The following is a 13,759-nucleotide window of genomic DNA, read 5'->3' as shown; positions in this document are numbered from 1 at the left end:
GGGCGTCGCGTCGCGGCGAGGTCGTCAACCGTGCCTGGTCGGGATCGTGTTGACGACCTTCGGCGGGTTGGTGCTGAAGTAGACCGGCGCGATGCCCCCGCTGATCGTCTGGCCGAAGGAGTCGGAGGTGGTCACCTTGAAGGTGTTCGACCCGTCGCCGATCGGCACGTCGACGCCGTACTTGCCGTCGGCCCCGACGGTCGCGACCGCGCCCGGGGAGTTGCCGTTGATCTCCTCGAACACGACCGTCGCGTCGGGCGAGGCACTCCCCGTGAACTTCACGACCCGCTGGTCGGTGATGCGGTCGGAGATGCCGGTGTCGCTGGCCGGGTCGAGGTTGACGCTCGCCACCGGGCTGATGGTCGTCCTGGCCCCGATGTTCTGGCCCGCCAGCCGGAGGTCCCGCGCGTCGATCTTGCCGTCGCGGTTGGCGTCGGCGTCGAAGGAGTAGCCGTCGTCGGTCGAGGTCCGGCCGAACTTCGAGGCGATGGCCGCCACGTCGTCCTTCGAGACCACGCCGTCGCCGTCGACGTCGCCCGGCAGGTAGAAGCCCAGCAGGTACGACCCGGCGTCCCCGGTCGCCCCCTTCACCTGCACCTGATAGCCGGCCGGCGCCTGGCCCGCCCTGGGGACCGCGACCGTCAGCGTCACGGCCGTGCTGATCGGCGTGCCGATGTTCTGGGCCTGCACCAGGGTCTTCGAGTAGCGGGCGTGCTGGTACGGGATGTTCCGGCCGTTGGCCGCCTTGATCGCCGCGACCATCGGCTTCGCCTGGGAGTTCGGGTCGGCCGCCACGTCGATCCCCAGCGTGATCCGGCCGCGATTGCCGGCGCTGAAGTGGGTGGGGTCCAGTTTCACGTCGACCGTCGAGACCTTGTTCGCCTCGGCCATCGTGCCCGGGATGATGGCGAACGTGCTGCCCATCCCCGCGCTGAGGACGCGGCGGTCCTCCAGGGCGTCGACGGCCAGGCCGGGCTTGCGAGTCTTCCGCGGCCGCGCCTTGAAAACGAACATTCGGAGGCCCTCCTGGACCGGTGGTCGGCGGACGATCGTACGCATCGCGATCCGTCCGCGTCCCGCCGTCGTTCGGTCGATCGAGATCGCATCGGACTGGGACGAACGACCCGCCCCTCGTCCCAACGAGGCCACGGGCACGGTCGTCATGGTCCTTCTAGATCGGCCGACAGACTCCGCCTCTTCAGGCTAATCGCGAAAACCGTGAAACCCCGCAAGGCCGCCCCAGCCCGCAAGCCCGGGAGCAAACGCGAACGGCCGGCCCCCTCGCGAGGAAGGGGTCGGCGCGACGGGATCCGAAGGGAATCCGGCTCACTTCGCGGCGAGGCCCCGGTGCGAGAGGCCGAGCTTCGCGGCCGTGACGGAGGGGGAGGGGACGGGGTCCGTATCGACTCCGACGCCGACCGTCGGGGCCGACGTCGCCCGCAGCCGCCAGGCGACGGCCGCGAACAGCACCACGCCCGCCCAGAGGAACATGCCGTAGCCCTGGGCGATGGCGTGCCCCTCGCCCTGCGCGAACAGCCCGCCGAACTCGCTGGACGTGCTGGCCATCATCAGGAACGAGGCCATGAGAGCCGCCACGATCCCGCGTCGGTCCCTCGGCGAGGTCCGGGGCGAGAACGCCTCGGCCATCAGGTAGGTGAAGGGGAAGACCAGCGTGACGAAGTGGTGCTTCCAGCTCCGCTCGGAGAGGAAGAGCATCGTCAGGACCACCAGCGACACCTCGGCCAGGTAGCGGACGCTGGTCCGGTCGGGATCGCGGGTCCGGCAGAAGAACGCCAGCAGGCCGATGAACCCCAGGCTGACCCCCTTGACCATCAGCGAGACCAGGTCCGGCGGCAGGGACGCCACGTTCAGGTCGAACTGGACGTCGTAGCGGTCGGTCCCCGGCTCGATCTCCGTCAGGAGCCGGGTCATGACGCCCACCATCGACTGGTTCGCCTCCTGCGGGCTGGAACTCCCCTCGACGAGGAACGGGGTCACGATGCGCTGACACCAGGTGGAGAAGCACAGGGCGTTGAACCGGGGCCCGATCACCGCGCTGGGGATGACCAGCAGGCTGAGGACCAGCCCGACGAACGTCCAGCCGACCGTCCGCCACGACCGCTTGTAGATGTAGTACGGCAAGAACAGGGCGGGGGTCACCTTGAACGCGATCGCCAGCCCCAGCGACAGCCCGGCCACGTCGTCGCGCCCATTCCGCCAGGCGTGGTACATCACGGCGAGGAAGAAGAGGATCAGCAGGTTGATGTTGCCGTGGTGCAGGTCGCCCAGGATAGGCCGGAGGGCCAGCAGCAGCACGGCCGACTGGAAGAACGGCGGCAGCGGCCTGCCCCGGACGCGGACCGCGTTGAAGCAGATCATCAGGACGATGGTCGTCAGGGCGGCCTTGATCAGGAACCAGCTCATCGCCGCCGGCACGGGGGGCAGGGTCATCAGCGGGTAGAGGGTGATCGGCATGATCGGCGGGTTGGGGAAGTACATCCGGTCATAGATGTTCGTCCCTTCCCAGAACTGGAGCACCTGCGGCTGCCACCGCACGAAGGCGCTCCGCGAGTCGGCCGCCTTGGGGTAGTAGAACGCCGCGGCGATCAGGATGATGCTCGCCCACAGGCCCCAGAAGAAAACGCTCGTGGAACGCCCGCCGGCGCGGCCCTCGGCACGGGTGTCGATCTCGGGCACAGCGTACTCCCTCCCTGGAGAAGGCCGCGCGCGACGATCGCCACGGATGGGGCGCCTCGTCGCGGACTGTTGTGTTGCTCTCGTAGGGCCGGCGCGGCGTTCAGGGGGTCCACGGGGGGGGCGCCATCTCCAGCGTCACCTCCGGGATGCCCGCCTCGGGCCTGATCCGGATGAATGGGACCGGATCCCCCTCCGCGAACTCCTCGTCGACCGCCGCGGCCGGCCTGGCCCGCATGCTCGGGACGGAGTGATACCTCAGGACGACGTAACCGTCAAGGTCGGGCGACATATCGCGCGCGATCAGCCGCCCCGGCGCGATCTCCACGTCCGCCGATCCCCGGATGGCGTCCCCCTCGAATCCGAGGACCCGGGCGAAGACGAACGGCCCCTCCCGCGCCAGGACCGTGAACAGGTCCGGGTGGGACGAGACGATCCGGACGGCGCGCGGGCTCCAACAGAGGATGAAGCTCGGCCGGTAGAGTCGGGCGTAAATCCTGAAGAAGTCCGCGTCCCAGTCCTCCCGGCCGAACAGCCGGCCGCCGCCGAACTGGGTGAAGTTGGTGGCGAGGGCGGCCCTCAGGTACGGCCCGCCGATCATCTCCACCCCCGTCTTCCGCGAGATCAGGCCGCTGAACCGGCCGCCTCCGAAGGGGTCGGGGACGCCGGGGACGTCGATCCCCCCTTCCTCGTAGAGGACGCGGTCCCCCTCCTTCGCGTTCTCCCGGATCCACCCGAGGATGCGGAAGAAGGCCGGGGGGGGCTGGGTGGACAGGAACGTCGAGTCTCCTAGCGCCCGGGCGCGGACCGAGGCGACCGTCGGCGTCCCCAGGATCCGGGCCCCGATCAGGATCGCCGCGACCAGCGCCCAGCGATCCAGCCGGATCCCCTCGACCCCGGCGGCGCCGTCGCGCGCCCGCAGCCGCGCGACGCCCGCCGACACCGCCCCCCCCGCCGCGACCGCCAGGGCCGAGTACAGGGCGAAGGTGTGCCGCCCCGGCTGGAGGAAGTCCAGGCCGCGGAAATCGGCCGCGGTGTAGGCCCAGAACCAGCCGGCCGCCGCCATCCCCGCCAGGGCCAGCCCGCGCCCCAGGCCCTTCGTCGCCAGCACGACCAGCCCCGGCAGGCCGAGGCCGATCAGGATGATCTCCGCGGGGGCCTCGCTGGTGAAGAGTTGAAGGATACGGGCGAGCGAGCCCTCGGGGTGGACGAAGGCGAAGTCGCTGTCCCCCTTGGTCGCGGCCAGCCAGACGACCGGTGCCCACCAGAAGGCGTTGAGCGCCATCACGACCACCGGCACGGCCCACACGCCCAGGTGCCGCGAAGCCGGCAGCGACTCCCCCCGGCGTCGCCGCGACCACCAGACGCCCAGGTACGCCAGCGCCCCCGCCGGCGCCAGGAGCATCGCGGCGGTCAGGTGCATGACGAACGCGGCCGAGCAGAGCAACGCGGCGGCCAGCCACCGGCCGAACCCCCCGAGGTCAACGAACCTCCCGAACATCCCGGCCGCGACGAGGCACGTCGGGGCCGACACGAAGTAGGGCATCATGCCGATGCCCACATAGTTGATGGGCCAGTCGGTCCAGAGGTAGCCCAGGAACAGGAGCACGGCCGCCGCGACCCCCGCGCGCCCCATCCCCTGCGTCAGGCACGCCGCCGCGACCAGCCAGGGCGCGACGGCCGCCGTGATCAGGACGTACCACTTGAACGCCAACTCCGGCCGCTCGCCCCCGCCGAAAGCCCACATCCAGACGTCGGGCAGCGTGGAAGACGGCGGGAACATGACGCTCTGCGGGTAGCCGGCCATGAAGTACGGGTCGTACCCCGCCGTGGTCCCCGTTTGCGACAGGAAGGCCCGGCCCATCATCGCGCAGTGGAAGTAGACGGGATGGTCGTCCCGCCAGGGCACCCATTCGTTCGCCATCCCCTCCCGCCCGCCGAGCCCCCTCCAGATCGCCCAGCCGTGGCCGACCGACGCGGCGACGACCAGCACGATCGGGAGGAACCGCCACCACGAGCGGCCGGCCCCCTTCGGCCTCCCCGGCGCGGCGGACGCGGGGCCCTCGGACGCGGGAGGCACCGGGACGGGCGGGGCCTTGGGCTCGTCGGCGAACGGGATGGGGGCGTCGTCGGTCATCCTCGGGCCTCGCGATCGGGGCGGTTGCTGGGGACTTCCTTAATAGAATGCGCCCGGAACTCGCGGCCGATACCCCCTCGCCGGGAAATGGGTTCGTTTGGCTTCGTTCGCGCCGACCGCCGCCAGGCCGCCATTACCGCAACATCCAAATCAACAGAGATTTACGACGAATTCAGGCCGCCGAAAGTTGGCTTCGTTCGTCGAAAACGACTTGCTTTCTCGCGAGTCGCCGGGCTTCGCGGCCGGGCCCTGGCGGGCGAACCCGGGGGCCTGCCCCGCCCCAGTCGTCCCGGGCGACGGCTAATGCTCGGCGGAGATCACGACGGCCCATGGCCGGGCATGCCAACCGGTCCCCGCGAAGCGTGCAGATCCACTCCGGCCGCCCAGGACTTGGCTTCGTTCGTCAACGCGAGCGCAAACGTCGATCGACACAACCCTAATAATACACTGGCATTGCACCTGATTTCCGTTGGCTTCGTTCGTCATTTTCGAAGTGCTTTCCCCGCCCTCCACCACGCCCGAGATCATGCGGAGCGACTCCACCCATCCGTCGGGGGTGGACCTTCATCCACGGGAGGCGGCCGGGTGGCCGTGGCCCTCCCGCCTTGTGGAGGCGAGATACCCGGCGTCGCCCGGTCGCGCCGACGCATTCCATGAAGCGTCCCGGCGGTCACCAGCCGGGAGGCAAAGGCCCCACGGATCAGGCCGAGACCCTCCGCCGGGTCGGGTCTCGCTCGCCCCATCAACCAAGGGGCACCGGGCCAGGCGCGGCCGGTGCCATCGACCGAGGGCGGATCTTCCCCCTGGCGTCCTTTCCGATCCAGTCAACTTGTCAAGGAGCGCGCAAGGCCACGATCCCCCACATGATCCGCGCGCGTTGTCGCGCGATTTCAGGATTCCTTCGAAGAAACGGGAAAAATTCCTTTGACGCGGACGCATGGCCTACGCAAAGATCCGTACCCATTGAGGGGTAGGTATCGCGGCTCGGGGGGAAGGGGGTCGACGATGGCGGGGCGGAAGGTGCTGGCGATGACGGAGCGGCAGTTCGCCGTGCTCCGGGTGCTGTGGGAAAGAGGCCCGCTGACGGTGCGGGGGCTGATGGAGCACCTGCCGGGGGGGGACCGGCAGCCGTACACGACCGTCCTTGGGCTGCTCCAGCAGATGGAGAAGGCCGAGTTGGTCGGGCACGAGAAGGAGGGGCAGGCGCACGTCTACCGGGCGTTGGCGTCGCGGCGGGAGGCGACGGGGAGCCTGCTGTCGGACTTCCTCGCGCGGTTCTTCCACGGCTCGGCCGAGAACCTCATCCTCGGCCTGGTCGACGCCGAGCAGATCGCGCCCGACGACCTCCGCGCGATCGAGGCCAAGTTGGCCGAGGCCGGGCAGGGGGGCGACCCCGACACGAAGCCGGCCCCGGAAGAGGAGAAGGCGCCATGAGCGACAACCTCGCGGAGATCCTGCTCTGGCCGCTCGTCGACGTCTCCCTCCGGTGGGGCCTGCTGATCGTCGGCCTCGCGGCGTGGTTCGCGATCCGGCCGCCGCGCCGGGCGGCGACCCGGCACATGCTCTGCGTCGTCGCGATGCTCGCCGGCCCGGCGTTGGCCCTGGCGCCGCGGTGGGACGCTTACGTCCGCGGCCTCCCGCCGGTCCCGGCACCGATACCCGCCCCCGACTTCTCCGCGACGCGGCCCGTCGTCCCCGCCGAGGTCCGGGCGACCGACGCCCCGATCGCCGCGACGGCTCCCCCCTCGTCGGCCCACGCCCCGACGGCCGCGCCGGCGACGGCCACGCCCCTCGATTGGGGGAAGCTCGCCGCGAAGGCCCTCGTCGCCGCGTGGCTGGCGGGGACGCTGGCGATGCTCGCGCGGCTGGGCCTGGGGATACGGGCGCTGCGACGGTGGGCCCGGGAGGCGACGCCCGCGACGGCCGACGACCGGGCGCTGCTGGACGCCTGCCGCGCCTCCCTGCCGACCTCGCGGCCGGTCCGGCTCATGCGGCATCCCGGGGCCGCCTCGCCCGTCGTCGTGGGGGGGATCCGGCCGGCGATCATGCTGCCGGCCGATTGGGACGCCTGGCCCGTCGACCGCCGCCGAGCGGCCATGCACCACGAGCTGGCGCACGTCCGCTGGTACGACGACGCGAGCAAGCTCCTGGAGGAACTCCTCCGCGCCCCGACGTGGTTCCACCCGGCCGTCGCCTGGCTGCTGGCCCGGCTCGACCGCGAGCGTGAACTCCTCCGAGACGAGGCCGCCGTGGCGACCGGCGACGACCCGAAGGGCCTCGCCCGGCTCCTCCTGGACCTCTCCCGACACCCGTCGCCCCGACGCCTCCCGTCCGCCTCGCTCCCCTTTTTAGACCGCCGCGCCACGGCGATCCGCATCCAGCGACTCTTGGAGGAAGACATGCCGCGCACGCTCTCGCGCCCGTCCCTCGCCCGCTCGCTGATCCTGGGATCGACGGCCCTGGCCCTCGCGGTCGGCCTGGGCGCGCTCCGCGTCCGGACCGCCACGGCCCAGGACGCGCCGACGCCGAAGCCGGCCGAAGCCGCGCCGGCGCCATCTCCCGAAGCTCCCGCGCCGATCGAGGGCGTCGTGGTCGACCCTGACGGCAAGGCCATCGCGGGCGCGACGGTGGTGGTCGATGGGAAGGACTTCGGCCGTCGCGTGCTGACGACCGACGCGGAGGGGAAGTTCTCGGCGCCGGGGGCGGCCGGCGTGCGATGGATCCGCGTCGGTGCCGCCACCCCCGGCTGGGTCCCGGGGTGGCATCAGAGCGAAGTGGGCGCCCCGGCCGACGCGGCCGTCCAGGGGCCGCTGGTCCTGAAGTTGTCTCGCCCCGCCCCGATTTCCGCGACCCTCGTGGACGAGGAGGATCGCCCGCTCGCCGGGGCCACGGCGCGAGTCGACTGGATGGCCTATATCGAGCCCACCCCCGGCGAGGATGGCAGGACGACCACCCACTTCAGAGCCCCTCGGGACATCGAGGGGTCGCCGATCGATCGACACTTCACCGCGACGACCGCCGAGGACGGCGCGTTCAGGCTCCCCGACGCGGTCCCGGCCGGGGTCGCCGTGAAGCTCCAGGTCACGACGCGCGACGGCCGGCCGCGGATCACATCCCGTCCCGCCGGGGGTCCCCACGCCTTGACGCTCGAAGCGGAGGGATACCTCGTCCCGAGGCCCGGGGAACCGATTCGGGTGAGGACGGAGGCCCCCGCTCGCGTCATGGGCAAGGTCGTCTCCAACGTCCCGGGCGTCGACCTCTCCGGGCTCCGCGCCTGGTATCAGGCGAGCCGCGGCGCGGCGGGCGCCTCGCCGCCCGGCGCGAATTCCTGGGGCGAGGCCCCCGTCGACGCCGACGGCCGCTTCATGCTCGACGGCCTTGAGGCCGGCTCCGTCAACGTCTTCGTCGGCGGCGAGGGCGAGGCCGCGTCGTGGACCTATCGCGCCGTCGAGAACTTGCCGCTGGAACTCGGCCGCGACGCGGACGCGACGATCGAGCTGATCGAGGGGGTGGAGGTTTCCGGGCTCGTCACGACCGAGGACGACCGGCCGATCCCCGGCGCGAAGGTGGCGGTGTATGGCCCCCTTCGGCCGAGGTCCGGCGCGGCGACGATCTCCCGCCCCACCGACGCGGACGGGCGTTATCGATTCCGCCTGCCCGCCGGCGAGACGTACTTCTACATCTTCAGCCTGCCCGAAGGCGACGCCCGCGGCGCGGAGCGGGGCCATCGCACGGTGACGATCCCCGATGGCGTCGCCCGGTTCGAAGTCCCGCCCCTCCTCGCGCCGGCCGGGCCGCCCCGGGAGCCGGCGGCGGTCAAGAGGTCGACCGTGGGTCGCGCCGTCGACGAGCCCGACGCGCCGGCGCCCCCCGACGTAAAAGGCCCGGCCGATGTCGCCCCCGACGAGTTGGCCGGCGTGGTCGTGGACGAGGCCGGCAACCCCATCGCGGGGGCCGAGGTCGACGCCTGGACCTGGTACAAGGGGAATGAGACGACGACCGACGCCCGGGGGTTCTTCCGCCTCGGGGGGCTCGGCGAGGGCCGCAAGATCCAGGTCCGGATCTCCAAGGAAGGTCGCACGCCCAGCCTGTCCCTCCAGCAGCCCACGGGCCAGCCCGGGTGGGTCGTCGTCCTGACGGACAAGACGTACTTCGAGGGCCGCGTGACCGCCCCCGACGGCAAGCCGGTCGCGGGCGCCCTGGTCCGGGCGAACTGCGGGCCCAAGCAGGGGGAAGGGGTCCGGATCACCGAAATATGGTCGGAGGCAAGGTCCGACGCCGACGGCCGCTATCGGCTCCATACCCAGCCCGACGTCTACGACCTGCAGGTCCGCGAGCCCGGCGTCGGCGTGTTCCGCCGGCTCAACGTCGTGCTCCCCTCGGGCCACGCCCAGGCGTTGGACCTGCCGCTGGAGCGCGGGGTGGCCTTCCGAGCCCGGGTCGTCGACGCCACGACCGGCGAGCCGGTCCCGGGCGCGCGGCTCTGGCACTGGCAGCATCCGGGGGTGGAAGGGAGGTCCGACGAGGCCGGGGACGTCGAGATCCCCGACATGCTCCCGGGCCCGTTCCAGTTCATGGTCGACGCCCCCGGCCACGCGCGATGGTGGTCGGAGCGGGCGTCGACCGAGTGGGGCCGCCCCGAGCCGAGCCGGCCGGGCGCGTTCCGACGAAACTTCGACCCCCTGGACTTCGAGCTGTCGCCCGGCATGGCCCCGGTGACGATCATGGTCGAGCGGGCCGCGACGGTGATCGGCCGCGTCCTCGACCCGGACGGCAAGCCCGTCGCCGGGGCGACCGCCGCGCCGGCCTTGACGGGGACGGGGAACTCGCTGACGGGCGACACGCGCTTCAGCGTGGAGACCGCCGCCGACGGCTCGTTCACGATGATGCTCCCGGCGAGCGGCGATCGCGAGTACAACCTCGTCGCGCACGACGGCAAGTACCAGGAATGGCGGACGTGGGCCAACGGAGTCCTGCCGCCGATCAGGACGAAGCCCGGCGAGGTGCTCCGCGACGTGGAGATCCGCCTGACGCGGCCGGCGACGGTCAAGGGCCGCGTCACCACGGCCGACGGCGAGCCGGCCGCGGGCGTCTCCGTGCGCGCCAGCGCGACCGACCGCATGGAGAACCGCTACTACGACCCGACCGCCCAGACGGCCGAGGACGGGACCTACGAGTTGAGGTTCGTCCGCCCCGGCGGGCAATTCATCCAGGTCGGCCCGTTCTGGCTCGACGCCCGCCAGGCCCCGGCGAAGAACTCGCAAACCGTGACGCTCGCCGACGGGGAGGTGAAGGAAGGCCTCGACTTCGTGGCGCCGGGCGGGGGAGGGCGCTAAACGCCCCCGCCCCCCCCGGCTTCTTCCTTGCCTCGGAGCGCCGGTGCGGGCAAGATGGCGGGTGGGCCGCCGCAACGGCGGGCCCCGCCCACCCTCCCCGCGCGCAGCGGAACCAGCCCACCGACGGCGGACGCGTGCGACGCCCGCCCGAAGCTCGCGCGAGGACGTCACCCAGACCGAGGGAGCCTCCCCGATGACCGATCCCGTTAACAACGCCGAAGGCCGGGCCGAGACCGGCCAGACCCGGCGCGACTGCCTCAAGACGGCGGCCATCGCCGGCGCGGCCTTCGCCGTCCCGACGATCGTGCCGGCCCGCGTTTTGGGCCGCGACGGCGCCGTCGCCCCCAGCGAGAAGATCGTCATGGCGGGGATCGGCCTCGGCCCCCGCGGCCAGTACGTCCTCGACTGGATGGGCCCGGAGAAGGACATCCGGTTCGTCGCCATCGCCGACGTCCAGAAGTCGCGCCGCGACGAGGTCAAGGCGAAGATCGACAAGCTCAACGGCGACCAGGACTGCAAGACCTACGCCGACTTCGAGGAGATGCTGGCCACCCGGCCCGACATCGACGGCGTGCTGCTGGCGACCGGCGACCGCTGGCACGCCCAGGCCGCCATCCGCGCCATGCGGCTGGGCAAGGACGTCTACTCCGAGAAGCCCTCCAGCATGACCGTCGCCGAGGGCCGGGCCGTCGTCGACGCCGCCGCTCGCTACGGCCGCGTCTACCAGACGGGCACCCAGCGCCTCAGCGAGGGGCCGTTCCGGCAGATCATCGAGCTGGCCCGCAAGGGGAAGCTGGGCAAGATCCACACCGTCCGCGCCCACATCGCCCCGTGGGACTCGGCCGACCTCAGCCACGCGTGGCTCCCCGAGGAGCCGCTGCCGCCGGCCGACGAGCTGAACTGGGACGCCTGGCTGGGCGGCTGCCCCTGGCGGCCGTACAACAGCGGCTACACCAAGGGGGGCTGGCGCGGCCACTACGACTTCCACACGAGCTGCATCGGCGAGTGGGGCGCCCACACCTTCGCCCAGGGCCAGGCCGGCATCGACGCGCTGGACACCTCGCCCGTCGAGTACGGCTACGTCAACAACGTCTCCGGCGACGGCATGGTCACCACCTTCGCCAACGGCGTGAAGATGGTCCTCCAGCGCGAGGGCTGGCGCGGCTCCTGCGGCATGACGTTCGAGGGGGACGAGGGCTCCGCCTCGTGCGCCGACGGCTACGAGAAGCCGGACGTCTCCTCGCCCGCGCTGGCGGCCGAGGGGGAGAAGCTGCTGGCCCAGTACATGGAGGAGACCGGCCGGCCGATGAACCACGTCCGCGACTTCTTCGACTGCGTCAAGTCGCGCAGGCAGCCGGTCGCCAACCCCGAGGTCATGCACCGCTCGATGTCGACGGTCCACGCGGCCAACGTCTGCATGTGGCTGCGCCGCGACGTCCAGTTCGACCCAGTCCGCGAGGAGTTCGTCGGCGACGCCGAGGCGAACCGCTTCCTGACCCGGGCCCAGCGCGCCCCCTGGATCATCTGAGAACCCGACGAGGAGCCCGAACATGAAGCCGAAAACCGCCGTTCTCGCCGGGGCCGCGCTCCTGGCCGCCTCGTCGTCGGCGTTCGCCCAGAAGGCCTCGCAGTCGGCCGGCAACCGCCGCCGCCGGGGCCAGGACGAGCTGATCGAGACCCTCCAGAAGCCCGACGCCACCCGCAAGGACCGGGCCGACGCGCTGCGCGTGCTGGCGCAGGTCGGCGACCGCGAGTGCGTGGAGGCCGTCGCGCCGCTGCTGAGGGACGAGGAGCAGGCCGACATGGCCCGCTACGCGATCGAGCCGATCCCGCACCCGGCCGTCGACGAGGCCCTCCGCGCCGTCGTCGCCGAGGCGAAGGGCCGGCCGCTCGTCGGCGCCATCGCCAGCCTGGGCGTCCGCCGCGACGCCAAGGCCGTCCCGGCGCTGGTCGAGAAGCTGTGCGATTCCGACGCCCAGGTCGCCATCGCCGCCGCGAAGTCGCTGGGCTGCATCGGCGGCGCCGCCGCCTCCCAGGCGCTCCGCGAGGCCCTGCCGAAGTCGAAGGACTTCGTCCAGGCCGCCGTCGTCGAGGGCCTGTTCCGCGCCGCGGAATCCCTCGCCTGCCAGAAGCAGTGCCAGGCCGCCGCCGACCTCTACGACGCGCTGGCCAAGGAAGCCCCGCTGGAGGCCGCCAAGAAGGTCGCCGCCGAACGCGCCGGGGCGCTCCGCAAGGCGTGAGCGTCCGGATGCATCGGGCCGCCTCCCCATCGACGGGGAGGCGGCTTGATGTCGGCCCGCCCGGATCTTAGCGCGGGTCATACCTCGACACCGGGATCGCGCGCCGGACCTCGGCGACGCGGTCCGGGTCGATCTCGGCCAACGCCAGCCCGGCGGGGCCGTCGGGGGCGGTGGCGAGGACGACGCCCCAGGGGTCGACGATCATGGCGCGGCCGTAGCTCTCGCGCAGCTCGGATTCCGCGCCGTGGCGGCCGTATTGCGCCGGGGCGATCACGAACGCCTGGCACTCGATCGCGCGGGCGCGGAGGAGTTCGGCCCAGTGGTCGCGGCCCGTCCGCATGGTGAACGCGGCGGGGACGCAGAGGATTTCGGCCCCCTGGCGCGCGAGCGCCCGGTACTGGTCGCCGAACCGCAGGTCGTAGCAGACGCTCAGGCCGAACCGGGCGAGCGGGGTCTCGGCAACGACGTACTCGTCCCCCGGCTCGATCGTGCGCGACTCCATCGCCCGGACGGCGTCGGAATGGTCGACGTCGAACAGGTGGATCTTCCGGTACACCGCCAGCCGCGAGCCGTCGGGCCCGAACAGGACGCTGGTGTTGCGGCAACGCTCCGGCGTCGTCCCGCGCTCGTTGAACGAACCGAGCAATAGGTGGACGCCGTGCCGCCGGGCCATAATGGCGAAGGCGGCGCAGGTCGGGCCGTCCAGCGGCTCGGCGAGGCGGACCTTGTCGTCGGCCGGGCCGAGGAAGTTGGCGTTCTCGGGCGCGGCGACGAATTTCGCCCCGTAGCCCGCCGCGCGGGCGACCAGGGCCTCGATGTCGGCGAGGTTGCGGCCGACGTCCGTGCCCGACGAAACCTGGATCGCTGCGGCCAGGAACATGGGATCGCGCCTTTCGGATTCGGGCGTCAGCGTTTGTGGTTCCACGCGGGGTTGCCGTAGACCTCGCGCTCGATGCCCGCGGCGTCGTCGAGCAGGTCGTCGGGCCATTCGGTCGCTACGGCTTGCAGGCCGAGCGCGGCGACGAGGGCCGCGACGACGCGGCCGGACCAGGCGAGGGGGTCGGCGTCGACCCCGGCCAGGTCGGCGGCGCCGGGGAGTTCGGGGACGGCGTCGGCGCGGCGGAGGAGCAGCGACGAATGCTGGAGCACCGCGCCGGCGCGGCGCCGCTGGGCGCTGCCGAGCAGCTTGGCTCCGCCGTGGACCAGGTCCTCGTCGTCGCGGCCGGCGAAGCAGAGGAAGGGGCGGTCGGGGTGCTCGCCCGCCTCGGCCGGGTCGAGGTCGCCGTGGCGACGCGCCGGCGCGCCCGCCGTCGCCCGGAGTTGGGCCGTCGCGCGGTGGACGGCGCGATAGA

The 13,759-nt window shown here is 72.2% G+C and carries 8 protein-coding genes and 1 pseudogene; 4 read left to right on the top strand and 5 right to left on the bottom strand.

Annotated elements, in window-relative coordinates; all coding sequences use genetic code 11:
• Positions 1-24: 24 nt before the first annotated feature.
• From WG209_RS20380 to WG209_RS20370, 3 genes are all read right to left on the bottom strand, one after another.
• Positions 25-1,014 (bottom strand): Ig-like domain-containing protein, encoded by a 990-nt coding sequence (locus tag WG209_RS20380; RefSeq protein WP_337176932.1) that lies wholly within the window; start codon positions 1,012-1,014, stop codon positions 25-27.
• 312 nt (positions 1,015-1,326) lie between these two features.
• Positions 1,327-2,697: a glycosyltransferase family 87 protein gene (locus WG209_RS20375; RefSeq protein ID WP_337176931.1), complete on the bottom strand. Its 1,371-nt coding sequence runs from the start codon at positions 2,695-2,697 to the stop codon at positions 1,327-1,329.
• Positions 2,698-2,797: 100 nt separating this feature from the next.
• Positions 2,798-4,831: a hypothetical protein gene (locus tag WG209_RS20370; RefSeq protein WP_337176930.1), complete on the bottom strand. Its 2,034-nt coding sequence runs from the start codon at positions 4,829-4,831 to the stop codon at positions 2,798-2,800.
• A 1,005-nt stretch (positions 4,832-5,836) separates the two neighbouring features.
• Here WG209_RS20370 and WG209_RS20365 point away from each other — a divergent pair.
• From WG209_RS20365 to WG209_RS20350, 4 genes are all read left to right on the top strand, one after another.
• On the top strand, positions 5,837-6,265 hold the full coding sequence (locus WG209_RS20365) for a BlaI/MecI/CopY family transcriptional regulator (protein WP_337176929.1): 429 nt from the start codon (positions 5,837-5,839) through the stop codon (positions 6,263-6,265).
• Positions 6,262-10,167, top strand: a complete 3,906-nt coding sequence (locus tag WG209_RS20360; protein WP_337176928.1) for a carboxypeptidase regulatory-like domain-containing protein — start codon at positions 6,262-6,264, stop codon at positions 10,165-10,167. The genes WG209_RS20365 and WG209_RS20360 overlap by 4 nt, the downstream gene beginning before the upstream one ends.
• Before the next feature lie 193 nt (positions 10,168-10,360).
• Complete coding sequence (locus WG209_RS20355) at positions 10,361-11,695, top strand: Gfo/Idh/MocA family oxidoreductase (protein WP_337176927.1); 1,335 nt, start codon at positions 10,361-10,363, stop codon at positions 11,693-11,695.
• Between the two features lie 22 nt (positions 11,696-11,717).
• Positions 11,718-12,407, top strand: a complete 690-nt coding sequence (locus tag WG209_RS20350) for a HEAT repeat domain-containing protein (protein ID WP_337176926.1) — start codon at positions 11,718-11,720, stop codon at positions 12,405-12,407.
• A gap of 67 nt (positions 12,408-12,474) precedes the next feature.
• On the opposite strand, the gene WG209_RS20345 is transcribed toward WG209_RS20350, so the two are convergent.
• Positions 12,475-13,287, bottom strand: coding sequence for a carbon-nitrogen hydrolase family protein (locus tag WG209_RS20345; RefSeq protein WP_337176925.1), 813 nt, complete (start codon positions 13,285-13,287; stop codon positions 12,475-12,477).
• A 26-nt stretch (positions 13,288-13,313) separates the two neighbouring features.
• Positions 13,314-13,759 (bottom strand): annotated as a pseudogene (locus WG209_RS20340) (lipoate--protein ligase); the annotation flags it as partial.

Origin of the sequence: Paludisphaera sp., from assembly GCF_037189885.1 — a bacterium.
Taxonomy (GTDB): Bacteria; Planctomycetota; Planctomycetia; order Isosphaerales; family Isosphaeraceae; genus Paludisphaera.
Note: the sequence above shows the minus strand (reverse complement) of the source record. Positions and strands in the feature narration are given on the sequence as shown.